Annotated in this window: 23 protein-coding genes, 1 tRNA gene and 2 pseudogenes; 11 read left to right on the top strand and 15 right to left on the bottom strand. The window is 57.9% G+C overall.

Features of this window, described 5'->3' with window-relative positions; all coding sequences use genetic code 11:
• Positions 1 to 38: 38 nt before the first annotated feature.
• Together mhpB and AC1ME2_RS26135 are read right to left on the bottom strand one after the other, a co-directional pair.
• Positions 39 to 983 carry a 3-carboxyethylcatechol 2,3-dioxygenase gene (gene mhpB / locus AC1ME2_RS26140; protein WP_480438077.1) on the bottom strand — a complete coding sequence of 315 codons (945 nt, stop codon included), beginning with the start codon at positions 981 to 983 and terminating at the stop codon, positions 39 to 41.
• Between the two features lies 1 nt (position 984).
• A complete protein-coding gene (locus tag AC1ME2_RS26135) occupies positions 985 to 2,664 on the bottom strand; it encodes a bifunctional 3-(3-hydroxy-phenyl)propionate/3-hydroxycinnamic acid hydroxylase (RefSeq protein WP_480438076.1) in 1,680 nt (559 codons plus the stop codon).
• A 339-nt stretch (positions 2,665 to 3,003) separates the two neighbouring features.
• Between AC1ME2_RS26135 and AC1ME2_RS26130 the strand changes: the two genes are divergently transcribed.
• Positions 3,004 to 3,837 carry a DNA-binding transcriptional regulator gene (locus tag AC1ME2_RS26130; protein ID WP_480438075.1) on the top strand — a complete coding sequence of 278 codons (834 nt, stop codon included), beginning with the start codon at positions 3,004 to 3,006 and terminating at the stop codon, positions 3,835 to 3,837.
• A gap of 74 nt (positions 3,838 to 3,911) precedes the next feature.
• Here the strand turns inward: AC1ME2_RS26130 and AC1ME2_RS26125 are convergent, their stop codons facing one another.
• From AC1ME2_RS26125 to AC1ME2_RS26100, 6 genes and pseudogenes are all read right to left on the bottom strand, one after another.
• Positions 3,912 to 4,469 (bottom strand): flavin reductase family protein, encoded by a 558-nt coding sequence (locus AC1ME2_RS26125; RefSeq protein WP_480438073.1) that lies wholly within the window; start codon positions 4,467 to 4,469, stop codon positions 3,912 to 3,914.
• 74 nt (positions 4,470 to 4,543) lie between these two features.
• Complete coding sequence (locus tag AC1ME2_RS26120) at positions 4,544 to 5,737, bottom strand: acyl-CoA dehydrogenase family protein (RefSeq protein ID WP_480438071.1); 1,194 nt, start codon at positions 5,735 to 5,737, stop codon at positions 4,544 to 4,546.
• Between the two features lie 78 nt (positions 5,738 to 5,815).
• Entirely contained in the window at positions 5,816 to 6,754 is a 939-nt protein-coding gene (locus AC1ME2_RS26115) for a 3-carboxyethylcatechol 2,3-dioxygenase (RefSeq protein ID WP_480438070.1), read from the bottom strand.
• Between the two features lie 405 nt (positions 6,755 to 7,159).
• Positions 7,160 to 7,602: pseudogene (locus AC1ME2_RS26110) on the bottom strand (tyrosine-type recombinase/integrase); the annotation flags it as partial.
• A 345-nt stretch (positions 7,603 to 7,947) separates the two neighbouring features.
• Positions 7,948 to 8,400 carry an aminoglycoside 6'-N-acetyltransferase gene (aac(6'), locus tag AC1ME2_RS26105; RefSeq protein WP_480438069.1) on the bottom strand — a complete coding sequence of 151 codons (453 nt, stop codon included), beginning with the start codon at positions 8,398 to 8,400 and terminating at the stop codon, positions 7,948 to 7,950.
• A gap of 374 nt (positions 8,401 to 8,774) precedes the next feature.
• Positions 8,775 to 9,023: pseudogene (locus AC1ME2_RS26100) on the bottom strand (IS3 family transposase); the annotation flags it as partial.
• A gap of 94 nt (positions 9,024 to 9,117) precedes the next feature.
• On the opposite strand from AC1ME2_RS26100, the gene AC1ME2_RS26095 reads away from it, so the two are divergent.
• Positions 9,118 to 9,369 (top strand): helix-turn-helix transcriptional regulator, encoded by a 252-nt coding sequence (locus AC1ME2_RS26095; protein ID WP_480438067.1) that lies wholly within the window; start codon positions 9,118 to 9,120, stop codon positions 9,367 to 9,369.
• Positions 9,366 to 10,568 carry a type II toxin-antitoxin system HipA family toxin gene (locus tag AC1ME2_RS26090; protein WP_480438065.1) on the top strand — a complete coding sequence of 401 codons (1,203 nt, stop codon included), beginning with the start codon at positions 9,366 to 9,368 and terminating at the stop codon, positions 10,566 to 10,568. Before AC1ME2_RS26095 ends, AC1ME2_RS26090 begins: the two co-directional genes overlap by 4 nt.
• Positions 10,569 to 10,853: 285 nt before the next feature.
• On the opposite strand, the gene AC1ME2_RS26085 is transcribed toward AC1ME2_RS26090, so the two are convergent.
• From AC1ME2_RS26085 to AC1ME2_RS26065, 5 genes are all read right to left on the bottom strand, one after another.
• A tRNA-Gly gene (locus AC1ME2_RS26085) sits at positions 10,854 to 10,929 on the bottom strand.
• Positions 10,930 to 10,992: 63 nt separating this feature from the next.
• A complete protein-coding gene (gene pgsA, locus AC1ME2_RS26080; RefSeq protein WP_322179377.1) occupies positions 10,993 to 11,553 on the bottom strand; it encodes a CDP-diacylglycerol--glycerol-3-phosphate 3-phosphatidyltransferase in 561 nt (186 codons plus the stop codon).
• 32 nt (positions 11,554 to 11,585) lie between these two features.
• A complete protein-coding gene (gene uvrC, locus AC1ME2_RS26075) occupies positions 11,586 to 13,409 on the bottom strand; it encodes an excinuclease ABC subunit UvrC (protein ID WP_480438064.1) in 1,824 nt (607 codons plus the stop codon).
• 1 nt (position 13,410) lies between these two features.
• On the bottom strand, positions 13,411 to 14,055 hold the full coding sequence (gene gacA, locus AC1ME2_RS26070) for a response regulator transcription factor GacA (protein WP_480438063.1): 645 nt from the start codon (positions 14,053 to 14,055) through the stop codon (positions 13,411 to 13,413).
• 184 nt (positions 14,056 to 14,239) lie between these two features.
• Positions 14,240 to 14,605: a helix-turn-helix domain-containing protein gene (locus tag AC1ME2_RS26065; protein WP_480438062.1), complete on the bottom strand. Its 366-nt coding sequence runs from the start codon at positions 14,603 to 14,605 to the stop codon at positions 14,240 to 14,242.
• 81 nt (positions 14,606 to 14,686) lie between these two features.
• Here AC1ME2_RS26065 and AC1ME2_RS26060 point away from each other — a divergent pair, with 81 nt between their 5' ends.
• Positions 14,687 to 14,920 (top strand): DNA-binding protein, encoded by a 234-nt coding sequence (locus tag AC1ME2_RS26060; RefSeq protein WP_480438060.1) that lies wholly within the window; start codon positions 14,687 to 14,689, stop codon positions 14,918 to 14,920.
• Positions 14,921 to 14,995: 75 nt separating this feature from the next.
• Here AC1ME2_RS26060 and AC1ME2_RS26055 read toward each other — a convergent pair whose 3' ends face one another.
• Both AC1ME2_RS26055 and AC1ME2_RS26050 read right to left on the bottom strand, forming a co-directional pair.
• Positions 14,996 to 15,448 carry a GNAT family N-acetyltransferase gene (locus AC1ME2_RS26055; protein ID WP_480438059.1) on the bottom strand — a complete coding sequence of 151 codons (453 nt, stop codon included), beginning with the start codon at positions 15,446 to 15,448 and terminating at the stop codon, positions 14,996 to 14,998.
• 30 nt (positions 15,449 to 15,478) lie between these two features.
• Positions 15,479 to 16,222 carry a carbon-nitrogen hydrolase family protein gene (locus tag AC1ME2_RS26050; protein ID WP_480442335.1) on the bottom strand — a complete coding sequence of 248 codons (744 nt, stop codon included), beginning with the start codon at positions 16,220 to 16,222 and terminating at the stop codon, positions 15,479 to 15,481.
• A gap of 635 nt (positions 16,223 to 16,857) precedes the next feature.
• On the opposite strand from AC1ME2_RS26050, the gene AC1ME2_RS26045 reads away from it, so the two are divergent.
• The 7 genes from AC1ME2_RS26045 (at position 16,858) to AC1ME2_RS26015 (ending at position 25,379) form a co-directional block, all read left to right on the top strand.
• Entirely contained in the window at positions 16,858 to 17,958 is a 1,101-nt protein-coding gene (locus AC1ME2_RS26045) for a 3-deoxy-7-phosphoheptulonate synthase (RefSeq protein ID WP_480438058.1), read from the top strand.
• A gap of 300 nt (positions 17,959 to 18,258) precedes the next feature.
• The gene (locus AC1ME2_RS26040) at positions 18,259 to 19,140 is read left to right on the top strand and encodes a lipase family alpha/beta hydrolase (protein ID WP_480438056.1); all 882 of its coding nucleotides are present in this window, start codon (positions 18,259 to 18,261) and stop codon (positions 19,138 to 19,140) included.
• 107 nt (positions 19,141 to 19,247) lie between these two features.
• A complete protein-coding gene (locus AC1ME2_RS26035) occupies positions 19,248 to 19,529 on the top strand; it encodes a peptidylprolyl isomerase (protein WP_122852243.1) in 282 nt (93 codons plus the stop codon).
• A gap of 280 nt (positions 19,530 to 19,809) precedes the next feature.
• Positions 19,810 to 21,678, top strand: a complete 1,869-nt coding sequence (locus AC1ME2_RS26030) for an extracellular solute-binding protein (RefSeq protein WP_480438055.1) — start codon at positions 19,810 to 19,812, stop codon at positions 21,676 to 21,678.
• The gene (locus AC1ME2_RS26025) at positions 21,679 to 22,752 is read left to right on the top strand and encodes a microcin C ABC transporter permease YejB (RefSeq protein WP_480438053.1); all 1,074 of its coding nucleotides are present in this window, start codon (positions 21,679 to 21,681) and stop codon (positions 22,750 to 22,752) included. It abuts the gene before it with no gap.
• Positions 22,752 to 23,774, top strand: a complete 1,023-nt coding sequence (locus AC1ME2_RS26020) for an ABC transporter permease (RefSeq protein WP_480438051.1) — start codon at positions 22,752 to 22,754, stop codon at positions 23,772 to 23,774. Before AC1ME2_RS26025 ends, AC1ME2_RS26020 begins: the two co-directional genes overlap by 1 nt.
• On the top strand, positions 23,775 to 25,379 hold the full coding sequence (locus AC1ME2_RS26015; RefSeq protein ID WP_480438050.1) for an ABC transporter ATP-binding protein: 1,605 nt from the start codon (positions 23,775 to 23,777) through the stop codon (positions 25,377 to 25,379). It abuts the gene before it with no gap.
• The last annotated feature ends 1 nt before the right edge of the window (position 25,380 follow it).

Genomic DNA, 25,380 nt, shown 5'->3' with positions numbered 1-25,380 from the left:
TTGGCCATGCGCAGCGAGCAGTTGTGTGCACCCGAAGCTCAGCTCGACGGCTGGGCGCTGAGCGCACCAAAGCCGGCAATCCACTCGGGTATCGGGCGGTAATAGCGGTCGCTGGCCTGGTAGGGGCCAAATGCCGAGAGCGCGGCAAAAGCTGCTACCCAGGTTTTCACTTCATGGGCGGATTTGCCGGCAAGTGCCGATAGCTCGGCATTACCCAGGACATCGAGTTCGCTCAGGCGGCCTTCGGCCAGAATGTCGAGAAACCGCTGATCCCACTCCGGATTGAGTGGGTGCAGCGAGCTCTGGTCCTCGGTGAAGCGCTGGGCCGCGAGGATGACTCGCTGCTGACGCGCTTCACGTTCATCGGTGGGCAGGTTGCGACCGCTGCCCATCATCCGGTCGGCCATGCGCGCGTCTACCTTGGCCAGTTCCGGTACGGGCGGCTGGTGCGACAAACCACCGGAGCCGAGAAACAGGACCCGCTTGTTCAGCGTTCTGGCAAAGCGGCCGATGGCCTCGCCGAGCAAACGGGCACGCTGGAAGGTCGGCAGCGGGACGGCCACGGAGTTGATGAACACCGGAATCACCGGGTACTGATCGAGACCACCCAGCAGCAATTCAAGCGGTTGGGCAAAGCCGTGGTCTACCTGCATGCAGTAAGAAACGGCGACATCGACACCCGCCTCAAGTACCGCTGTAGCACAGGTCTCAGCCAGCGCCCTGGGCACCGCGAGCGTACCGGCAGCGGTGCCGAAGTCACCGATGGCCTGTGCCGCCATGCCGATGCAGAACGACGGCATCACGTCATAGAAAAAGCCGTTGTAATGGTCTGGCGCGAACAGGATGACCAACTCAGGATCGAATCTGGCGATTCGTGCACGGGCGTCATCGACCCTACAATCGACCTCGGCCAGTACCGCAGGCGCCGGGTCGACAAAGCCAACCAGCGGGCTATGCGACATGCAGTGCAGGTAGGCACTCATCTCAAGCCACCTTGTTCGCGGCGCAGGCTTCAAGCACTTGCGGCTTGGCCGACAGTGCTTTGGCCAGCGAGTCACAAACACTGCCCAGCGTTTGCGGGATAGCCAGGCCAGCCAGGAAGCGATCAGGGCGTACTACGGCGATAGACGCCGGGTAACGGCCGAACCATTCCTTGAGACGTCCGCTGCTGTCGCCGATGCGGATCACGCCTTCGCTGACTTCGCGCTTGGCTTGTAGCTGGACGCTCGGCAGTACCTGAATGAAACGGGTACCCAGATTGCGCCAGAACATGACCTGCGCAGGGCTCAAGCCCCATGTGGGATCGCTGCCCCAGGCGATGATAGCGAAGTTGCTGCCAATGACGTCGTCCAGCAGCATGTCTTGACCGGCATCGGTCAGCACTGTTGGCTGAATGAACATGCGCCCGACCGGCGAGTTTTTCACGTCAGGGCCCGCGGCCACCAGTACGCCAACGGAGTACTGCGGCATCGGTTTAAAGCGCATTTCCAGAAAGTAGCGTTTGACCGGCGGCAGGTAGTTCAGTAACCAGGAAATGCCATCGCGCAGCGTACCCTGCCAACGCTTGGGCGGTGCGAGCACGTGTCCGGCCAACACCGACAGGTCGATCATTGCTTTGGCATGGTCACGACGTTCCTGTTCATAGGTGTCGAGCAGTGCTGCACCAGCCAGGCCTTTGACCACCAGGGCCATTTTCCAGGCCAGGTTGCAGGCATCACGCATGCCGCTGTTGTAACCCTGACCTTGCCATACCGGCATGATGTGCGCGGCGTCTCCGGCCAACACAACACGCTCGACGCGGAACTTGCCGGCCAGACGCGCGTTATGGGTGTATACCCGACTGCGGATCAGCTCAACCCGATCCGGGTCCGGCAGGACTTTAGCCAGCAGGCGGCGCATGTTTTCCGGTTTGCTCAGTTCGGCTTCAGTCTCGCCAGGCATGACCATGAACTCGAAGCGACGCACGGCATGGGGCAATGCAGCGGAAACATAGGGGCGAACCGGGTCGCAGCAGAGGTAGACATTCGGCGTGCCCAACGGGTCGTTGGCGATGTCGACAACAATCCATTGATTCGGTGCGGTCTTACCGTCGAAAGACACGCCCAGAGCGCGGCGTATATAGCTGTTACCGCCGTCACAGGCAATCAGGTAATTGGCACGAACTGTCTCTTTGACTCCACCCGGCGCGTCCATGCGCAAGGTTACGCCGGTGGCATCCTGACTGAGATCATTCACATCGCGGGAGAACAAGGTCCGCACGTTTTCAAAGCGCTTGAGCCCGTCGAACAGTACGGCATCGACCTGCGGCTGAATAAACGCATTGCGCCGCGACCAGCCGAATTCATCGGTCATCGGTTGAATATCGGCAAAGCAGCGACCCTTGGACGTGACGAACCGCATGGCGTGCCAAGGCGTGGTATGTGGCAATACCTGATCGACCAGGCCGATCGCCTGAACCGTGCGCAAGGATTCATCGTCGATGCCAATGGCACGCGGGTAGTCGATTAACTTGTCGAGCTTCTCAATGACCAGTACATCGACGCCGACCTGGCCGAGATAGTTGGCAATTGCCAAACCTACGGGACCGGAACCGATCACGACAACCTGGGCAGAGTGGTCTGTTTGCAAGGCATTTTTAAACGAGTTTGAATCCAGTATTTTCATTATTCTCACCGTTTGAAACAGTGTTGCAACTCCCGACCTGGCCGTTTTTCAGGCAAGTGGGGCTAGCCCCCCTGGTGCGCAATGCGCGGGGGTATCGTTTGGTTTTTTAGAGGGTTTTGTTGACCCGTCTAGCTACGCCAGAGGTTGTAATGCAGTTCGGCCGACATGCTTTTGAGCGCAGTAGAGGTGTAGGCTTGGCTCATTGTTAATCTCCCGATTTAAGGGCATTTATAATTGTTAGGACTAGTATAGGGACGCCCATTCTCGTCCTACAATGAAAAACCGTCCGCTTGTGCACTTAGTGCACTCAATTGATTTATATAGGTTTATTTTAAAATTATGGCCTCTGCATCCGACACTGAATATAAAACCGTGCGTGGCCTTACCCGCGGTCTGCAGTTGCTCAACACGCTGAATCGCCTCGATGGTGGCGCCAGCACAGCCAGGCTGGCCGAGCTCACCGGCCTGCATCGCACCACTGTCCGGCGCTTGCTCGAAACGCTGCAAGACGAGGGGTACGTACGCCGTAGCGAATCGGACGATAGCTATCGCCTTAGCCTGAAAGTGCGCGAACTGAGCGAGGGTTTTCGCGACGAACAATGGATCTCCGGGTTGGCCGCCCCGCTGCTCGCTGAACTCATGCAGGAAGTGGTTTGGCCGACTGACTTGTGCACCCTGGACGTGGACGCCATGGTGGTACGTGAAACCACTCACCGCTTCAGTCGCTTGTCATTTCACCGCTCCATGGTCGGCCGCCGACTGCCCGTTCTGCTGACGGCCACGGGGCTCGCCTACCTGGCGTTCTGCCCCGACGCGGAGCGTGAGCGAATCATTGAATTACTCGCCAGCCGCAAGGACGAAGAAAGCCGCTTGGCACGCGACGCCGAAGCGCTCGACAACCTACTGCGTAAAACCCGCCATCGCGGCTATGGCGAAAACTTCATGGGATGGAACAAGGAAGAAAAAATCGCCTCGATCGCTGTCCCCATTCGCGGAGAACAACGAATACTCGGCTGTCTGAATTTGGTGTACGTGGCGAAGGCGATGAGCATCGAGCAAGCGGTTACGCGCTATTTGCCAGCATTGCGCCGGGCAGCTGAAAAAATTGAGCGTGGCCTTCTGGAACAACGCCCTGATGAGGTCAGCTCTGCCCATTCAGCGCCTTTGCCGTAGTCGGTGGTGCCGCCCACGGGGGTAACAGGGGCGGCTGCAGGCGGCATCGCTGGCGCGATACGCTTTCCTCTGCATCAGGCTTGAGGAGCGAGGCGGCGGAACGCGCCATTCAGGTAGAGGAGCGGCTCGCCGCATTGCTGACCGCGGGTAGCCAGCACTTCGCACAGGAAGGCGTGATGGGTGCTCTCGTCGAAAACCTTGACCACGCGGCAGTCGAAGTTGGCCAGGGCGCCGTCGAGTACCGACACCCCGCTCGCCAGGTCGTGCCACTGGCCATGCTCGAAACGCGCCTCGCCGTGCACGCCCTTGACCATGCCGGCGAACACCTTGGCCTCATGCTCCTGGTCGCCGGACAGCACGTTCACGCACAGGGCGCCGCTCTTGAGGATCGCCTCGCTGGCAGCGACCGTCTTGTTGACGAATACCACCAGGCGCGGCGGCGCGGCGGTCACCGAGCAGACCGCCGTGGCGGTCAGGCCGAGATGGGTCTCACCGTCGCGCGCGGTAATGATGGTGACGGCGGCGGCGAAGTTGCGCATGCCTCCACGGAGGTCATCGGCGCTGACCACTGGCAAGGTAGCCAGTTCGACATTGGCGGTCCAGTCCAGGCGTTGGTTGATGTGTTTGGTCATGGTATTCACTCTTATTTTTAAGGCAGAAAACGCGCTGCCCGGCAGATGCCTACCGGGCCGCACATCAGATCAGATCAAACCTTGACGCCGAACGGGTTGGCTGACGGCATCGGATTGCCGAGCAAGTGGCCGCCGAGCAGGTCGCCGATGTTGTCCTGATTCTGGGTGATGTGGTTGGCACCGACCAAGATGTCGCGCATCTGGCGCTGCATCGGGCTGCTCAACCAGACGCCACGGGTGGCGGTTTTCTTGAAGACCATGTGCGCCGCGTCGAAGCACTCGCCGCCGGTGAACTGGTTGGTGGCGAAGTGACGAACGCGTATGTCCAGCGGCACCAGCCGGCCCTGGGAGGCATAGCTCCAGGCCTCTTCGGTGTTCTGCAGCACGCGAGAAGTGCAGGCGAGGATCTTGGCATAAGCCTCGCCCAGGCGGCTCTTGATGAACGGATCGTTGACCGCAGCGCCGACCGCCTGATTGAGATTCTGGCGCGGTTTCATGTGGTCGATGTACAGGTCGACCATGCCCCGGGCCATGCCGATGATCACCGACGATACGGCGGTGTAGAACACAAAAAAGAACGGCACCTTGTACAGGTTGTTGACGTTGCTATGGGAGTCCTCGTCGTAGTCGCCGATCACATGGCTACGGTATGCCGGTACGAAGACTTCCTTGATGATGAGCTTCTTGCTGCCGGTGCCAGCCAGGCCGACCACATGCCAGTCGTCGACGATCTCGAAATCGCTGGCCTGGACCCAGAACGAGCGGAACACGGTACTGCCATTCTCGGTCACGCGGCCACCGAGAAAGGCGCCACCGGCGGCATGGTCACAACCGCTGGAGGTCAGCCACTCGCCGTTGAGCAGGTAGCCGCCGTCCACTGCGGTGACCGTGCCAAACGGTGCATATGAAGAGGAGACCAGTCGGGTGTTGTCCTCGCCCCACAACTCGTCGCCGCAACGCGGATCGAGCAGACCGACCTCGAAGGGATGCACACCCAGCACCATCACGTTCCAGGCGCTGGACGGGCAGCCACGGGCCAGCTCCATGAGCACCTTGTTCAGTACGTTGGGGTGCATCTCGTAGCCGCCCCAACGCTTGGGCTGCAGAATCTTGAAGAAGCCAGCGTCCTTGAAGGCCTGTATGGTCTCGTGCGGAACCATGCGGGCCTTTTCGCAGGCATCGGCCTTTTCGCGCAGCCAAGGGATCATCGCCTCGGCACGGGCGACGATTTCTGCTTCGCTGGGAATCTGGGTATCGATATTGCTCATTTTTTTATCCTCTCTCTCCGCGACTGGGCGGCGGATGACGCACTCTTGTTGTGTATGACTGCAACCCTGAAGCCGGTCTCAGCTCTGCTCTGCGCTCACGACGCCATAGCCGGCAATCCATTCGTTGATCGCCCGGTAGTAGTCCTGGCGAGCGGTGTAAGCACCGGTGGCGGCCAACGCCGAGAAAGCGGCGACCCAGGTGCGAACCTCGTGAGCCGAACGACCGGCAGCCTTGGAAATATCCTCAATGGTGAACTCGTCGACTTCGTCGAGACGACCCTGTACCAGCAAGTCGATGAAGGCCAGATCCCAGTCGGCATTCAGCGGTGTGTGCAGCGACTCGGAGGTACCGTAGATCTTGCCAGCGGCGATGGTGCGCGCCTGGCGAGCGGCGCGGGCCTCCGGCGTCGGGTTGCGTCCGGCAATGAGGAACTCGGCGATGGCTTCTGGAGCGTCGGCCAGAAGCGGCACCGGTGGTTCGTGCGACAGGCCGCCGGTGCCAAGGATCAGTACACGCTTGTCGAGCTTGGCGATGAAGCTGCCGACCGCCTCGCCCAGCTTGCGGATACGGCGATACGGCGCGAACGGCGGTGCCACCGAGTTGATGATGATCGGGATTACCGGGTAGCGGCTGATGCTGCCGGTCAGTTCCTCCAGAGCCTGGGTGCAGCCATGATCAACCTGCAGGCGGTGCGACAACGCGACATCGACATCGCTATCAAGCACGTGGCGAACCAGCTCAAGGGCCAAGTCTTTCTCCACCCGCAACGGGCCGGACTGGGTCAGGTAGTCGCCTACCGACTCGGCAGCGGTGGCGATCACGAACGGAGGCATCAAGTCGTAGAACAGTCCGTTGTAGTGATCCGGGGCGAAGATCACGATCAACTCGGGGTCAAAGGCCTCGACCTCGGCGCGCGCCTTGGCAAGCACCGCATCGACTTCCGCAACGACTCTGCCGCCCGGGTCATTGAGACCACGCAGAGGGGTATGTGACAGGCATTTCAGTTTTACAGCCATGAAACCTCCATGACCTTTGGCGCAAATGCACCACCGGCCAAAGCGTGTTGTTTCAGGAGGGTTGCAGTGGAATGGACTGCCGGTGCCGCAACGTAGGCGTTCGCCGGTACTCACTCGCCATCACGACTGCTCGTCCCCTGGTTTTTTGTTCGGATTGGACGAGAGCCATTCTAGGGGCGGGCCGCAGGAAGGAAAAACACTATCCACCGCGCCGTGCACTATGTGCACAACACTGTTTTTAAAGGGTTTTTATAATAATCCTGCGCCCTAGCGAAAGAGACCCTGCGTTGCGCAGAGAGGGGCCGCAAGCCGTCGGGCCACGCGGTTTGCTGGGATTTGCAGGAATCGGCAGCCACGGTCGCTGGCGTCAGAAGGAAGAGAAGGAAGAGAAGGAACACACTCCACGATCTCGTTCAGCGCCGTCGAGATCGTAGCCCTCATACCACGACCTGTGAGTTGGTCGGCATAGCCCATCGTCGCAGCGCCCCATTCAGGGTGTTCTCGCTGATGCGCTTTGTCAGGTCGCTCCGGTGCGCAAATAAGTAACGTTGCGCGGGGAGAACCTGGTCCAGCAAGTGACGCACTATTTCAAGCGCCTGAACCGACAACGGGACGATATAGGGAAGTACATCTTGGGCCTGCTTCCCTGGCTTACGCGTCGCTATCTAGAGTTGCTTCACTACCTCCGGCGGAATGATCCATAACCGCCGCTCCAGATCGAACTGGTCAGGTGTCGCCAGCAACGCGGGTAACTCGTCCATGCGCAAAAACGGATTGTGCGCAACCGCGGGCTTGGGGAGTGCGACAACATCGAGGTCTGAAGCCGGATTGTGTGCCAGTCCCTCTACCTGTGCGTCGCTGACCAGCGTTGCACTGGCAGGTTGGGTCATATCCATACACATTCCAATATTTGGTTTTCTTCCTTGACCAACGATTTGCCAGGCAGACGATCAGCGCACGCATGCGCCCCAGCGGATCTACCCCGGCCAACTTTTCACCGTGGGTGAAAGGGCAGGAAATAATTATGCAAATGCTGTATATAAAAACAGCATTATCGATGTGTTCGGGTATATGGTACCAGCAGGCTTGGTCGTAGTTGCGAAAAGCCACTTTCCATTAATTAGAACGGGGTTCAGTGAGTTGCGGTTGGACGCGAGTACGAGTTGAACCTGCTGCGGGGGATGCGCCCACGACTACGCCTTGATAACGCCCAAAGGCTTCAAAAAGTAAACCACCCGTTCTGTCTCTGCGAAGCCCAAGGCCTCATGCATGGCGTGGCTTGCCTGGTTATCTAGCAGTGCATCCGAAGCCAGTTCGGTGCAGCCCATTTCTTCGGCCCACTGCTGGACGCCCACCACGAGTTGCCGCGCTATGCTTTGGCCCCGACTGGCAGGCCGGACATACAAACCTTCGAGAAAAGCCACGGGCGAGGAGCTGGTACCGTTGACGTAGTCCGCTCGGATCGACGCCTCGGCAAACCCTAGAGCGTTGCCGTTCTCATCAGCGAAGATCAGTACCAGATAGCGCTCTGGCGCGCTCAGTATGGTCCGTGTGTCATGGTCATTGTCCGGGGCGGAATCAGGCCACAGGGCAGCACGCAGGGGCAGCCAACCGTTATGGTCGAGCAAAGTGCAGCGTTTAATCATCAAGGGAGCTCGAAGGAAAAACTGCTGAAGATCATAAATCATTATCAGGCAGATAAACTGAACATCCTTCGTCACCGCGCAGTGAGCCATTCGCTTCGCGGCGAAGTGCAGTTGAGGGCGTTTTTAACGTGCCTGTGCTTCCAATGCCGAACACAAATTTCAGGCATAAAAAAGCCACTCATTGAGTGGCTTTTTTTATAAAGCTTGGAGCGGGAAACGAGACTCGCATCTAGCGTCCTACCCATTGAAATCTAAGGGATTTCTTTTCTTGCCGAAGCAGGAAAAGACTCAATTTTTTGGAGGCAACATGCAGGGGACGTTCAGTTCTTGGCATATATCGGCGTTTCAAGGTGGTTGTCGCGTCAGCCGTCTAACTACGCCGCTCTTTTCTCGACTTGTTGCTCTCGATCCGGGTTTAACAGCACGGTGCCGATCGACTCCCCGTTACGTGTTTGAACTGACCACCGTTCCAGCTTTTTCTCTTTGGCTCGTTCGTACAGCTCATGTCGCCGGGACAAGACCTGATGGTTCAGTCCCCGCCGTTCAGCCGGTGTGACGAACCAGATATGGCTATGCCGGTGCTCGTTGTTGGACCAACGCATGAAATCCCTTATTACTAACCGGACCGTTCGCCATGTTTTGATAACGCCTCATTTGACCACCCACAAGATGTACCGTATACGTTACCTTAATATTTTAAAGTAACGTATACGAGACATGGACATATCTACCCTTTCGCAACGACTGAGCCGCCAGATACGTGAGAAACGCCTCAATCGTGGCCTCACCCAGGCTGCGCTTGCCGAGCTTGCGGGCCTGCCCCGGCAGAAGGTAATCGCTATCGAAAAGGGCAGCCTGTCAGTTGCCATGAATGCCTATGCGCGGGTGCTGATCGCGCTGGACTGTGAACTGACTGTTGTCCCTGCCGCCATGCCGACGCTCGACGAAATCGAGGGCCTGTTCGAATGAAGACTACTGCCCTGCAGGTCAGCACCCCACAGGGGTCGAGCGGCAGCGTGCTGAGCGGCGCCGAAGACTACATTTTCCGTTATCACAACGAAGCATCTCCTCAAGCAGCTATCAGCCTACTAATGCCCGTTCGCCCTGATCAATTCAGGCGGCGCGAGCTGCATCCGATCTTTCAAATGAACCTGCCCGAAGGCTACGTCCTCGAGCAACTGCGCAACCGGCTGGCGAAGACAGTCAACGTCGATCCTTTTCTGTTGCTGGCACTGTCGGGAAGCAGCGCACCGATTGGTCGAGTTTTCGTGCACTCTGAAGCGGTAGACAAGCTGCTTCAGGGCCGACAGACCCCGAGCGGCGAGAAGCTGGAGGAAATCCTGCACTGGGACGGCACCGAGGATATTTTTGCCGACCTGGTCGATCGCTACATCCTACGAGCCGGTATCTCTGGCGTGCAGCCAAAGGTACTGGTCCCTGAGCGAACCGAGGCGCAAGCACGCAAGGTCACGTCCAGTACACCGGACTTGATCATCAAGAGCGGGCGTGAAGAGTTCCCTGGACTCGCGATCAACGAATTCCTGTGCATGAGCATGGCCAAGGAGGCCGGCCTACCCGTGCCGGAGTTTTACCTGTCGGACAACATGAAGCTGTTCGTCATGCGCCGCTTTGACAGGGATAGCCAACTCAACGCCCTGGGCTTCGAAGACATGGCCGCTTTGATGGGGCTTTCAGCCCCGCAGAAATACAGCAAGAGCTACGCGGCCATCGCCAAAGCCATTCGGCTGTACTGCCCTCCCGAGCACGTACGAAGCTCCCTGCAGCAACTGTTCGACAGCGTCGCCCTGAGCTGCATCGTCGGCAATGGCGACGCCCACCTTAAGAACTTTGGCCTGCTGTATTCAGAACCCACCAAGCGCGATGCGCAACTCGCCCCCGCCTACGACATCGTTAATACCACCGCCTACATTCCCGAAGACTCGCTGGCCCTGAACCTTGCGGGCAACAAGTCGCTATTTGCCGCCCGCCTAGGCCTTCTGGAGTTCGCCCACAGCTGCGACATCGAACAACCCAAGGAGCGCATCCGCCGGCTGCTGGAAGCCGTGGAACAGGTGCTCGCTCGCCACCGAGAGCACTGCGAGCAAGCCCCGCAGGTTGTCCAGGCGATTCGCAGAAGCGCAGCCCCCTACATCCACACATTCGGGTAACCTTGCTAGCGGCTGTAAACCCATCGAAGCGATTCATCGCTTATAGCGATGGCCGCCTATGTCGCTACAACTGCGCGGGCGGGCTCTGTAGTCTTGACCAGCCAACGGCGGAACTCGACCCACTGATTGAACACCGTTTCGAAGTTATGCCTGCTGTTTACGGTGCGTCTCTGAATACTGGAGAGCACTGACCAGAAGTGTTTTTGCGCCATAACGAAAAAAGCGACCCTAAGGTCGCTTTTTTCTACAACTCATGAACTTCAACGAAGCTCACCAGCCAAATTTTGGAGCGGGAAACGAGACTCGAACTCGCGACCCCGACCTTGGCAAGGTCGTGCTCTACCAACTGAGCTATTCCCGCATCTTGGTGAAGGTGGCCATTCTATAGATTCAAATTGCCACGTCAACCCTTTGATTCAAAAACTTATTTTTTTTCCGCTGAGGTCTTGAGGTGCGGCCACGCCGCACGCAAGTATTGCAACATCGACCACAAGGTCAGGCCGGCAGCAATCAGCAGCAACGCGTAACCGACGACCACCCAAAAGGTGAAGGCAGGCGGGTTGGCCAACAGGATGACCAATGCAAGCATCTGCGCGGCAGTCTTCCATTTACCCAGGCTGGAAACGGCGACGTGTGCCCGAGCACCTATCTCGGCCATCCACTCACGCAATGCGGAGATCACGATCTCGCGGCCAATGATGACCGCTGCTGGCAATGTCAGCCACAGGTTGGCGTGCGCTTGAACCAGCAACACCAACGCCACTGCCACCATCAGCTTGTCGGCCACCGGATCGAGAAAGGCGCCAAAGGGCGTGCTTTGCTCAAGGCGGCGCGCCAGATAGCCATCGAGCCAATCCGTAGCCGCCGCGATAGCGAAGACCGTACTGGCTGCCATGTAGCTCCATGAATAAGGCAGGTAAAACAGCAGAATGAAGATCGGAATCAGCAGGACACGTAATACGGTGATCAGATTAGGGATATTCATCGGCACAACTGGCTACGAGGTGAGCGGGCATTCTACTCGCTGTGCAGGTTTGCATAAATCGACTCTGCGAGCTTTTTACTGATTCCGGGCGCTTTGGCAATTTCTTCGATGCTGGCGCGAGACAATTCCTGCAATCCACCAAAGTGCTTGAGTAGGTCACGGCGTCGTGTCGGGCCGACACCGGCCACGCCTTCGAGGGTCGATGTACGCCGTGTTTTCCCGCGCCGCGCGCGATGCCCGGTGATTGCGAAGCGGTGAGCTTCGTCGCGAATCTGCTGGATCAAGTGCAATGCCGGAGAGTCACCGGGCAAGGTGAACTCATGAGCGGCGTCATTGAGGTACAGCGTCTCGAACCCTGCCTTGCGCGTGGCACCTTTGGCCACGCCCAGCAGAATCAAGTCGGGTACCGCCAGTTCGTTCAGTACATCGCGAGCCATGGATAACTGGCCCTTTCCACCGTCAACCAGGAGGATATCGGGCAACTTGCCCTCCCCCTCCTTGAGTTTGCTGAAGCGACGCGTCAGGGCCTGGTGCATGGCAGCATAGTCGTCGCCGGCAGTGACACCCTCGATGTTGTAGCGTCGATAATCCGACTTTATCGGCCCTTCGGGACCGAAGACCACGCAGGAGGCAACTGTCGCCTCACCGCTGGAGTGACTGATGTCGTAACACTCAAGGCGTTGTGGTGGATCGTCGAGATTCAACACCTTGGCCAGCGCTTCAAAACGGGCCGTCACATGTTGACGATTGGCCAGACGTGCCGACAATGCCTGCTCAGCGTTGGTCACGGCCAGTTGCTGCCAGCGCGCACGCGTGCCCCGGACCCGATGGCTGATGGTCATTTCATGCCCTCGCAACGCTTCAATCGCGTCGATCAAGGTCGGGAAGTCCTCATGAACCACGTTGACGATGACTTCGCTGGGCAGCTCACGGTCAGGACCGCTGAGGAAATACTGAGCCAGGAACGCCGCCATGACTTCGCCCACCTCCTCCTCGATACCCACCTGAGGGAAGAAGCTCTTGCTGCCCAACACCCTTCCGCCGCGCACGCTGATCAAGTGAACGCAGGCGCCCCCCGGGTTGACGAACGCGGCGACCACATCCACATCGCCGGTTCCGCCGTCCATGCTTTGCTGGTCCTGGACACGGCGCAACAGCGAGATCTGATCACGCAGCTCGGCGGCACGCTCAAAATCCAGGGTCATGGCGGCTTTCTCCATGGCGGCATTAAGTTCGTCAGTCAACGCATTGCTGCGCCCCTCGAGGAACATAATCGAATGCCGTACGTCCTGGGCATACACCTCAGGCTCGACAAAGCCGACACAGGGGCCCTTACAACGCTTGATCTGGTACTGCAGACACGGCCGAGTGCGGTTTTTGAAATAGCTGTCTTCGCATTGGCGAACCAGAAACGTTTTTTGCAGCAGGCTCAAACTTTCCCGAATGGCACCCGCGCTTGGATACGGACCGAAATATCGACCTTTGGGCTTTTTCGCGCCGCGATGGATACTTAGCCGCGGGTATTCGCTGTCCGACAGGTAAACATAGGGATAGGACTTATCGTCGCGCAGCAAGATGTTGTAAGGCGGACGCCACTCTTTGATGAGCGTCTGCTCCAACAGCAGGGCTTCGGTCTCATTAGCGGTGATGGTGGTTTCGATCTGCGCAATTTTAGCGACCAGTGCACCCGTTTTTGGCGCGTGCCCGGTCTTGCGAAAATAGCTGGCAAGCCGGTTCTTGAGATTCTTGGCTTTGCCGACATACAGCAGGCGCGCCTCGGCATCAAACATGCGATACACGCCAGGACGGCCACTGCAGGTTGAAAGGAATGCGCTTGCATCGAACGACTGGGTCATGTCAGAGACTGGCGTCGACCATGCCGTGACGTACTGCCAACAAGGCCAGTTCGACATCACTGCTGATCGAGAGCTTTTCAAAGATACGGTAACGGTAGGTGTTGACTGTTTTGGGCGACAGACACAGTTTATCGGAGATGACCTGGACTTTCTGGCAGCCGACGATCATCAGGGCAATCTGGATTTCGCGTTCCGACAGCAGGTCGAACGGCGAATTGCTGCTTTGTGGCTGGAAGGACTTGAGCGCCAGTTGCTGGGCGATCTGCGGGCTGATGTAACGCTGTCCGGCAAACACAAGTCGGATGGCCTGAACCATTTCAGCCAGTCCTGCACCCTTGGTCATGTAACCCGCCGCACCCGCTTGCAACAGTCGGGTCGGGAACGGGTCATCCTCACACACCGTCACCGCCACAACCTTGATGTCTGGATGACTGCGCAGCAGCTTGCGCGTCGCTTCAAGACCACCAATGCCAGGCATTTTAACGTCCATCAACACAACGTCGGGCTTGAGTTCACGCGCTTGCTTCAGGGACTCTTCACCTGAATCCGCCTGACCGACGACTTGCAGACCATCAATATCGGCCAACATCCGTGTAATGCCTGTCCGAACTAGATCATGGTCATCGACTACTAGCACCCTAATCAAGCACACACCTCGCAAAACAGTCATTACAAATGCAGATCACCTTAGCAAAAACAGCGAGCTAGACCTAGCTCGAAGCTTGATATCGGTGCACAGCATGGTATGTAAACAGCGTTATCGATGCGCCACCAGTAGCTTTTCATATTATTTTGATTTTTTTCTAACGCACGGCAAGACAACCCAAGGCTCAACCCCCTCCTGGCGCCGGCTTATTGTTGATCACGTATGACGACGATAGGTCGGCCATGGTCGTGGTGAGTCGCCTGATGGCGTCCTGATCTTCTTTTTGCAAGGCTCTGAAGCTACCCAGTATTTTTTCTTCAGTCTGGCTCAGATTTTCAATAGGAATCGGGGTGTAGGTACCCGTGAGCACAAACAAAACATCCACACCTCTGGCCGCCACAGCCGCCAGATAATCAGCCTTGGGCGCGCGATCGCCACTTTCGTATTTTCCCTGCGCATTTGCCTCCACACCGCCAATTTCACCAAAAGCACGCTGAGACAGCCCCAAGCGTTCTCTCTCTTTTCGTAACCGGGAACCTATTCCACTCATTTGAATGCATAATCCTGTTGACCCCATCCTCGTGGATGGTAGAATCGAGCTAAGTTAAACTAATTTGAACGGTTTTGAACTATGCCCGCAATACGCACCGCTGCACAAGCCAAGGCTTGGCTTGAACAACAAGGTAAATCTATTCAGGAGTTCGCTCGGGAGAACAGCATTGACCCGGCGACAACTTATCAAATACTGGCGGGACGCAAAAAAGGTCGGCGTGGAGAAGCGCACAAAGTTGCGGTCTTGCTGGGCATGAAGATCGGCAGCATTCCTGCAGACCGCGTGTTGAGCACGCTACAGGAAGCAGACTAACGCCGAGGAACGCTACGCGCCTCCTACTGCCTTAGCGCTTGCCACCTGTCAAAAACGTAGCCCAGGCGTTGTCGACTACTCCGGGCGTTCGGTCAAGCCTTCTAAAATAAGCTCCATCCAGAACAAAGCCTCCTCTTGGCCAACCACTTCATAGCCCTGTCGTCGGTATAGCTGCATCGCTGGATTGCTTTTAAACACTTTCAACCGAATGCTCCTGGCCCCGCGTTCACAAGCCATTGAAGTCATCTGATCCATCACCCAACCCCCGATACCCTCGCCACGGTACGGCTCGCATAACTGCACGTCGCGCAGATAAAAATAGTGCGGTTCCAGGCTGAAACTGAGAAAGCCAATCTGCTTGTCTGCCTTATTGATGATGAAGCTCTCGCGCGCTCCCCACTCATCATCGAACGCCTGTCCCTGCCAGACCCGGGCATATTCAGCGTAATACCCGCGCATGTTCACTCGTGTCAGTTCACGCGCAAAACTCAGGTCGGCGGCAGTGGCCTGGCGAAGCTTCACATTCATCCTTGATCCCTCCCCGACTATTTAAACAATTTAAACAAAGACAGACACCGTCTTGGTTGACCAGCCTTGCGAATCCCGGCTGGCCATCAGCAACAGATCTCCGGCGCCCTCGATTGCACCCATCAGCGTGCCCTCTTCAGACCAGAACGCACTGCGCCCAGCTGATTCCCAGCCACCGGTCGCGCCTCCGTGGTTAGCCATCAACACGGCCATGTGATGTTCGGCGGCGTAACCGGCCAGCAGCCGTGTGTCTGTGGCGTAACCGCCTTCGGTAATCAATACGCTGGCAGCATAAAGCGTGGCACCGGACTGGGCGGCCTGCCGAGCGTGTATGGCCTGAGCGAAATCAGCGCAGACTGCCAGCTCGATGTGATCGGCATCAATCCACACACCTGCGCCGCCCCTACCCGGACTGAATACTAACTCTTCGCCAGCATGCAGATACTGTTTGGTGTAGACGCCTATAGCCCCATCAACCCCGAACACCAGCGCTGCGATCAGTACCTCGTCGCTGCCGGGCAACCTGACTGGTGCGCCAATCACGGTAGTCATTCCGCTGTCACGGGCCAAGTCGCGCAGCGGTTGCAGACGCGCATCCTCTGGATCAATTGCCAGTTCCCCGGCCTGCGCCCGCTCGTACCCGGTCAACGACAGCTCGGGAAACAGCAAAAACTCAACCCTATGCTCCACCGCCACCTGCATGAAACACAAATGACGCTGGATATTGGCAGCAATATCACCTGCCATGGAGATAGATTGAGCGGCGGCGATCATGCGTTTTCCCACGGTGTCACTCCTTGTTTTTCAGGATCTTCCTGAGCATTCGAATCATCTGCAATTGCTTTATGGAAATTTCCAATTGAACCCGAAGCCCCGCCTACAGTAAGCTCTCTTCACCCACTGGAGACACACCATGTCACACCTCCACTCACAGCATTGCCACTCTGCCAGCGTCCAGCGCTCGGTAGCGGTCGTGGCTGCGTGGAATGCACAAGGCGCAGCCTCCCAGCCGGTCAACTTTTATTTTGGGTATTGGTTTAGCCACTGGCGCGCCTGATACCTACACGGCGCCCACACTCAAGGGGACGCCAACCAGAGAATTCTCTACCCCCGGTCGGCTACCCGACCGGGGGTTTTGTTTTTTCAGGCACCCAGAAACGCCTGTTTGTACTGAATTGCAACCGAATTGAATCGAATTGAGGAACACGACATGAACCCTGCCACTTATTACCGCAACGACATCGACTTCACCTGGCGATTTAGCAGCCTCCGCTCGGGACAGCCTGCCGCCTCCGACCGGTCACTTTCAGGTGGCAAGACAGCACTGAAGGCCAGTACGGCCAATTGTCGAACACCCCAATAGGGCGTCGAGCGCGCAAATCCAACGCGCCCGCCCAGGAAGCCAGAACATGAACTCATCCGTCGCCGTAAAGCCCCTGTCTGACCTGTTGCCCCACAGCGTGACCTTGATCGACAGCGCCCCTGCCCCACAGCATCTACCCAGCACCTTGCAGCTCAAACACCAGTTGCCCCTCGACGTCGCCCTTGGCAATCAGGTTGCAGCCCATCGCCAAGCGGTCCGTGCGATTCTCGACGGTGAAGATTCCCGTCTACTCGTCATCGTCGGCCCCTGCTCGATCCACGACCCGCGCTCCGCCCTCGACTATGCCGAGCGGCTGGCGAAGCTGTCCGCCGAGGTCAGCGATCAATTGATGCTGGTGATGCGTGCCTACGTCGAAAAACCACGCACCACGGTCGGCTGGAAGGGTTTGGCCTACGATCCGCAGCTCGACGGCAGCGACGACATGGCCGCAGGCCTGACCCTGTCCCGCGAACTGATGCGCGACATGCTGCGCATGGGACTGCCCATCGCCACGGAGATTCTGCAACCGATGGCGGCCGGTTACTTCGACGACCTGCTCAGCTGGGTGGCCATCGGCGCCCGGACCACCGAATCGCAGATCCATCGGGAAATGGCCAGTGGTTTGGCAATGCCTGTCGGCTTCAAAAACGGCACTGACGGCGGAGTTACGATCGCCACGGACGCCATGCGTTCAGCGGCGCATGCGCATCGGTATTTCGGCATTGATCGACACGGCCATCCGGCGATTATTGAAACCCAAGGCAACCCGGACACGCACATGGTCTTGCGCGGAGGTCATCGCGGGACGAACTACGACAGTCAAAGCGTTGCCAGCGTACGCACCCGCCTGGAAAACGTCGGCATCCCTGCGCGGATCATGGTCGATTGCAGCCACGCCAACAGCGGTAAAGACCCGCTGCGGCAGCCTGACGTATTCAACGATGTGCTTGAGCAGCGCTTGCGGGGCGATCAGTCGTTGATCGGGATGATGCTCGAAAGCCACCTGTTTGAAGGGTGCCAGCCACTGAGCGAAGCCTTGCGTTATGGTGTTTCGGTCACCGACGGGTGCCTGGGCTGGGACAGTACCGAGCAACTATTGCGCGAGGCGGCGACCGCATTGCGGCGTCAGGCAGTGGGCACACACTGACCGGCGGAGGAAGCCGGCTTACAGCCTGTAGCCGGCCTGTTCTCTTTCAGCAGTAAAAAGCATCAGGGGCTGCGCGATTGTCCGACCACAGGTTGTCAGGAATCATCCCGGTCGCACCCCGAAATAAAACCCGGCGGATGTGCATGGCACCGCACGCCCCGCAGCCTGCCGGATTGCCCCTCAACTACCGAATCAAGCACCCTCGTCTCCGGTACCACCGGGACAAAATCCGGGGGCATTGCAATAGCTCATCTGCAACTAAGGTGATTTGCACATTTCAAGCAAACACCCAGGTTAACGATGAACACTCAAGCGACAACGAAATTCCCCATAGTGCTGGTCCACGGTCTGTTCGGCTTCGAACGGATCGGCAACATCACCATTTTTCATGGCATCAAGGAGGCGCTGGAACACGCTGGCGCCCGGGTGTATGTACCCTCACTATCTGGCGCCAACAGCAACGAAGTCCGTGGTGAGCAACTGCTCGAACAGATCGCCCAAATCCTGGCGCAAACCGGCTCACAGAAAGTCAATCTGATCGCTCACAGCCAAGGCCCACTGGCGGCGCGTTATGCTGCCGCAATCAGCCCAGAAAAAATCGCTTCGGTAACCTCTGTCAGTGGCGCCAATCACGGCTCGGAGCTGGCCGACCAACTGCGTAAGGCGTTTACACCGGGGGCACTGCCCGAAAAAGTTGCTACAACCCTGATCACCGGGTTTGCACACTTTTTGGCCCTGCTCAGTGGTCAGCGCCAACTGCCGCAAGACATCCTGCAAGCGCTTGACGCGTTAACCACTGAGGGCGTTGCCGCGTTCAACCAAAAATACCCGCAAGGCCTGCCCGCAATCTGGGGAGGTGAAGGTGCTGAACGGGTGGACGGTGTGCGTTATTACTCCTGGAGTGGCGTCATCAAAGGAACGCTACTCGAAGAAGGACACAACATAGTCGACCCGCTGCACTTGGCGTGTCGCGGCTATGCACAATTGTTCCAGAACGAGAAAGAGCAAAATGACGGCTTCGTCGGTCGTTACAGCTCGCACTTGGGCAAGGTGATCCGCTCGGACTATGCGATGGATCACCTCGACACGGTGAATCAAACGGCAGGCGCAGTGCGAACAGGCGTTAATCCGGTCAAACTCTATGTGGAACACGCCGCGCTGCTTAAAAGCAAAGGTTTATAAACACCCATGGGCGGAGCTGACCGCCGAGACAATAGAAGGAACTTTCGCGAGAAATGCCTTCCTTAATCCGGTAGGCTCTTTCTTTTTTTCACAGGAGTAACGTTCCCATGGCCAAAGCCACTGCCCGCCACATCCTTGTTGCCAGCGAAGACAAGTGCAACGAACTGAAAACCCAAATCGAAGGCGGTGCTGATTTCGCCGAAGTTGCCAAAGCCAACTCGAGCTGCCCGTCCAGCCGTCAAGGTGGGGACCTTGGTTCGTTCGGTCCAGGCCAGATGGTCAAAGAATTCGACGCCGTTGTGTTCAGCGCACCGGTCAACGTCGTGCAAGGCCCGGTGAAAACCCAGTTTGGTTATCACTTACTGGAAGTGACCAGCCGCCAGGACTGAATAGTCCGCTGCTGATCGATTCATACGGCCCGTTCTCCTAACGGGCCGTTTTTATTTTCACGCCCCTCCCTGCCACCATTCCCCCAATGGCCTACGCCATTCAAGCCTTTGGGCAAAATAACGATTGTGCTACTTCATATGTCGGTGACATCGTTACCGGGCTGCTCTTCACACTCGGCATTCAGAAAAAGCTGCCTATGACCTAGCAGGACTCTTCAAGACCTTGGTTTTTTACCCTTTACCCTGACATTCGCTTGCGGACGTCAGTCAGGATCGAGCAATGCGTGTTGTTTTTTCATCACTGATTTTCGCAACGCTGGCCTTGATTTCAGGCTTTCAATCCTTGGCCGCAGCCCCACAACATGCCTTGACCGTCTATGGTGAGCCGCCCAAATACTCGGCCACGTTTACCCACTTCGACTACGTCAACCCTGACGCCCCTAAAGGCGGCAGCATGCGGCGTTCGGCGCAGGAAATCGGCCAGTTCGACCATCTGCTGCCGTATATCGACAAAGGCACCGGCGTCGCACAACTCAGCGGCTTGCTCTATTCGCCCCTTGCGGTGCGCGCGCTGGACGAGCCCTACACGGTTTACGGTTTGGTCGCGCAGAAGATGGAGCGCAGCGAAGACGGCTTGTCCCTGCGTTTTTTTCTCAATCCTAACGCGCGCTTCGCCGATGACACGCCGATAACCGCTGAAGATGTGCGTTACACCTTCGACCTGTTGATGACCCAGGGCAGCCTGCAATACCGCACCCAGTTTGAAGAAGTGAAGAACGTCGAGGTCGAGTCGCCGACACAGATTCGTTTCGACTTCAAAAGCAACGAAAACCGTACCCTGCCGCTGGACTTGGCCTCGCTGCCGGTCTTCCCCGAACATTGGTGGAAAACCCGTGACTTCGCGAATGGTGGTGGCTTTGAAATCCCCTTGGGCAGCGGTCCCTACAAGGTGAGTAAAGTCGATGCCGGACGCAGCATCACGTTTGAGCGTGACCCCAACTGGTGGGGTAAGGATCTGCCGGTCAGCCGCGGGCTTTATAACTTCGATAAGTTCAGCGTCGAATACTTTGGCGATATCGACGTCGCCCGCCAAGTGCTGCGCGGCGGCGCCTACGATTACAACCGCGAGTACTCGGCCACCAGCTACTCCATCGGTTATGACAGCCCCGCGCTGAGCGATGGTCGCCTGCAAAAGGCGCAGTTGGCCAAAGGCGCCATACAGAGTTCGCAAGGGTTTGTTTTCAACCTGCAACGGCCCATGTTTCAAGACCGTCGCGTACGCGAAGCGTTGTCCATGCTCTGGGATTTCGAGTGGAGCAATCGGCAGATGATGCACAACGTGTACGTGCGTCAGAGCAGTTACTTCTCCAACGGGCCGCTGGCGGCTAACCACCCACCCCGCGCCGAAGAACTGGGAATTCTCGAACCCCTGCGCGGACACATCCCCGATGAAGTGTTCACCCAAATATTCCAGCCGTCGAAAACCGATGGCACAGGGTTCATCCGTGACAAGCAGCTAAAGGCCCTCGGCCTGCTGGAAGAAGCAGGTTGGACGCCCAAGGGCGACAAGTTGGTCAACGCCGCGGGTGAACCACTGAGTTTTACCTTTCTCAATGGCCAGGCTGGGTTCGAGCGACTGCTGCTGCCTTACAAACGCAACCTGGCGCAAATCGGGGTCACGTTCGACATTCGCCGTATCGACGCTGCGCAGTACCTCAATCGGGTCATGGCCAGGGATTACGACATGATCGTCAGCGGCTATCCGGTGTCGTCCTCACCCGGGCCGGAGCTGTATAACTGCTTCGGCTCCAAAGGCGCCAAGGACCCAGGGTCGAGCAACTACATGGTGTTGCAGGACCCTGCCATCGACAGCCTGATCAGCGGGCTGGTCAAGGCCGATAAAAAATCAACCATGGTCAACTATGCCCACGCTCTGGATCGGGTGCTGCAGTGGGGCTACTACTGGATTCCCAACTATTACCCGCCCGGTTCGGCCACTGTCTGGTGGAACCGTTTTGGCATTCCAGCCGTGCAGGCGAGCAACGGTGAAGCCATTGAAAGCTGGTGGGAAATCAGTCCGATCCCGCTGACCAATGAGCAATTCGCGGCCAAACGCGGTGCTTCGGCCAACCCCGCAGAGGTGAATTGAATGCTCGGTTATCTGCTGCGAAGGTTGCTCCTGATCATCCCCACGTTGTTGTGCATCCTGCTGGTCAATTTTTTCATCGTCCAGGCTGCGCCCGGCGGCCCGGTGGAGCAGGCGATTGCCCGACTGCAAGGCATCGGTGGCGCCAGCACTGCCGTCGGGGGCGCGGCGGCAGAGTCAGTCGGCGGCAGCAATGCGTCACGCGCCAGTCGTGGCCTGGACCCCAAGCTGATCAAGGACATCGAACACCAATACGGCTTTGACAAACCGTTGCATGAACGCCTGTGGCTGATGCTCAAGAACTATGCCCGACTGGATTTTGGCAACAGCTTTTTTCGCGGCGCAAAAGTGACAGACCTGATCCTGCAAAAGATGCCCGTTTCGATATCCCTCGGCCTGTGGGCGACGCTGATCACCTACTTGATCTCGATTCCACTGGGCATTCGCAAGGCCGTCAAGCATGGCAGTCATTTCGATATCTGGAGCAGCACTGCAATCATCATCGGCTATGCCATGCCGGCCTTTCTGTTTGCCATGTTGCTGGTGGTGGTGTTTGCCGGCGGAACCTCATTGAACTGGTTCCCGGTGCGCGGCCTGGTGTCGGAAAATTTTCAGCAGCTGTCGACCCTGGGCAAGATCGCCGACTACTTCTGGCATTTGGTGCTGCCCGTGGCCTCATTGGTGATCGGCGGTTTCGCCACACTGACCATTCTTACCAAGAACTCATTTCTCAATGAAGTCACTCGCCAATACGTCGTCACAGCGCGGGCCAAGGGGTTAAGCGAGCGTCGGGTGTTGTACGGCCATGTATTTCGCAACGCCATGCTGTTGGTCGTGGCAGGCATTCCTCAGGCGTTCATCAGCGTATTTTTCGCCGGCTCGCTATTGATCGAAGTGATCTTCTCCCTCGATGGCCTGGGTCGCATGAGCTACGAAGCCGCCGTGTCGCGAGACTATCCGGTGGTGTTCGGCACGCTGTTTATCTTCACCCTCTTCGGCCTACTGATAAAACTGATCGGCGATGTCTGCTACACGCTGGTTGACCCCCGAATCGATTTCAGTGCGAGGAACGCCTGATGTTCAGACTTTCCCCGTTAGGCCGCCGTCGCTTCGATCGCTTTCGCCATAACCGTCGAGGCTGGTGGTCGCTGTGGCTATTCGTTGGGCTGTTCCTGCTGACCCTGGGCGGCGAATTGATCGCCAACGACAAGCCACTGGTGCTCAGTTACCAACATTCGTTGTATTTTCCGGCATTCAAACGCTACACCGAGCAGGCGTTCGGCGGGCAACTGCCCTTCCAGCCCGATTACCGTAGCGACTATGTGCGCAAATTGATTGCTCAGGACGGTGGCTGGATGCTTTTTCCGCCCATTCCCTTTAGCGATGACACACCCAACTACGAACTTACCCAGCCAGCGCCCAGCCCGCCGACCGCCACCAATTGGCTGGGCACTGACGATCAGGCGCGCGATGTGCTGGCGCGGGTGATTTTCGGGGCGCGCGTGTCGATCCTGTTTGCGTTGGCCCTGACCTTGATCAGCACGCTGATTGGTATTGCGGCAGGCGCCCTGCAAGGCTATTACGGCGGCTGGGTGGACTTGATCGGCCAGCGCTTGCTGGAAGTCTGGTCCGGTCTGCCGGTGCTTTATCTGCTGATCATCCTGTCGGGGTTTGTCGAGCCGAATTTCTGGTGGCTGCTGGGGATCATGGCGCTCTTCTCATGGCTGACCTTGGTGGATGTGGTGCGCGCTGAATTTCTGCGCGGGCGTAACCTGGAGTACGTCAAGGCAGCCCGAGCACTGGGTCTGGATGACAGCAAGGTGATCATGCGCCATATCCTGCCCAACGCCATGAACGCCACCTTGAGTTACCTGCCGTTCATTTTAACCGGGGCGATCTCGACCTTGACCGCGCTGGACTTCCTCGGGTTCGGCATGCCGGCGGGCAGCGCTTCATTGGGCGAGCTGATCGGCCAGGGCAAGCAGAACCTGCAAGCACCCTGGCTCGGCCTGACGGCGTTCTTCACCCTAGCGTTGATCCTGTCCCTATTGGTTTTTATTGGCGAAGCGCTGCGCGATGCCTTCGACCCGAGGTCTTAAATGTCCGACACTTCGTTTGCAACGTCCGACAACCTGATTGAAATTCGCGACCTGACGGTCGCTTTCAATGGGCAGACCGTGGTCAGTAAACTGAGCCTGGATATCCCGGTGGGTGAATGCCTGGCGCTGGTGGGTGAATCGGGCTCGGGCAAGTCGGTGACCGCCCACTCGATACTGCAATTGCTGCCCAAGGGCGGTACGCAGACCACTGGCAGTATTCGTTATCGTGGTCAGCAGTTGATCGGTGCCAATGACAAAGTCCTGCGCGAGCTTCGCGGCAACCGCATTGCGATGATTTTCCAGGAGCCGATGACCTCGCTGAATCCCTTGCACACTGTCGCCAAACAGATCGGCGAAACGTTGCTGTTGCACAAGGGCCTGAGCGGCAAGGCAGCCCAATGGCGAATTCTAGAACTGCTGGAACTGGTAGGTATCCAGCACCCGCAGAAGCGCCTCAAGGCCTACCCGCATCAACTGTCCGGCGGCCAGCGGCAGCGGGTGATGATTGCCATGGCGCTGGCCTGCGAGCCTGAATTACTGATTGCCGACGAGCCAACCACAGCCCTTGATGTGACGGTGCAGCGCAAAATTCTGCTGCTGCTCAAGGAACTGCAGCAACGCCTGAACATGTCGCTGCTGCTGATTAGCCACGACCTCAATCTGGTACACAGCATTGCGCAGCGTGTGTGTGTGATGCGTGCCGGTGAAATCGTCGAGCAGTCCAACTGCCAACTGCTGTTCAAGCACCCACAACACCCTTACAGCCAACTGCTGCTGGATGCTGAACCTGCTGGCGAACCACTGCCCAAAGACAGTCGCGAGAAGGTGCTGGAGGTCGACAACTTGAGCGTGTGGTTTTCCATGGGCGGCGGGATTTTTGGCCACCATAAGGAATACCTCAAGGCGGTCGACGACATCAGCCTGAGCATCGAACGCGGCAAGACGCTGGGCATCGTCGGTGAGTCGGGCTCGGGCAAGTCCACGCTCGGTCAGGCAATCCTGCGGCTGGTGGAGTCGCGTGGCCGCATCCGCTTTCAGGGGCACGCGCTGGACGGCTTGAACCATAAGCAGATGCGGCCTTGGCGCAAGCAGATGCAGGTGGTGTTCCAGGACCCTTACGGCAGCCTGAGCCCACGCATGTCGGTGGAGCAGATCATCAGCGAAGGCCTCGAAGTTCACAGCGATCTAAGCCCAGCGCAATGCGAAGTGGAGGTCATTCGTGTCCTTGAAGAGGTCGGCCTTGACCCGCAAAGTCGTCATCGCTACCCCCATGAGTTCTCCGGCGGGCAGCGCCAGCGTATCGCCATCGCCCGCGCCCTGGTGCTCAAGCCCGCCCTGATTCTGCTCGACGAGCCGACCTCGGCTCTCGATCGCACCGTGCAGAAACAAGTCGTCGCCCTGCTGCGCCAGCTCCAGGAAAAACACGGCCTGACCTACCTGTTCATCAGCCACGACCTGGCGGTGGTCAAAGCCCTTGCCCACGACCTGATCGTGGTCAAGGACGGCAAAGTGGTTGAGCGTGGCGCCAGCCATGATGTATTCGATTCACCCCAGCATCCTTACACCAAGGAGTTGCTGGCGGCGGCGCATCCGGAGTTCGCCTGAT

The organism is Pseudomonas sp. ASL9 (assembly GCF_056680335.1).
This window is presented reverse-complemented; position numbering and strand designations above follow the sequence as displayed.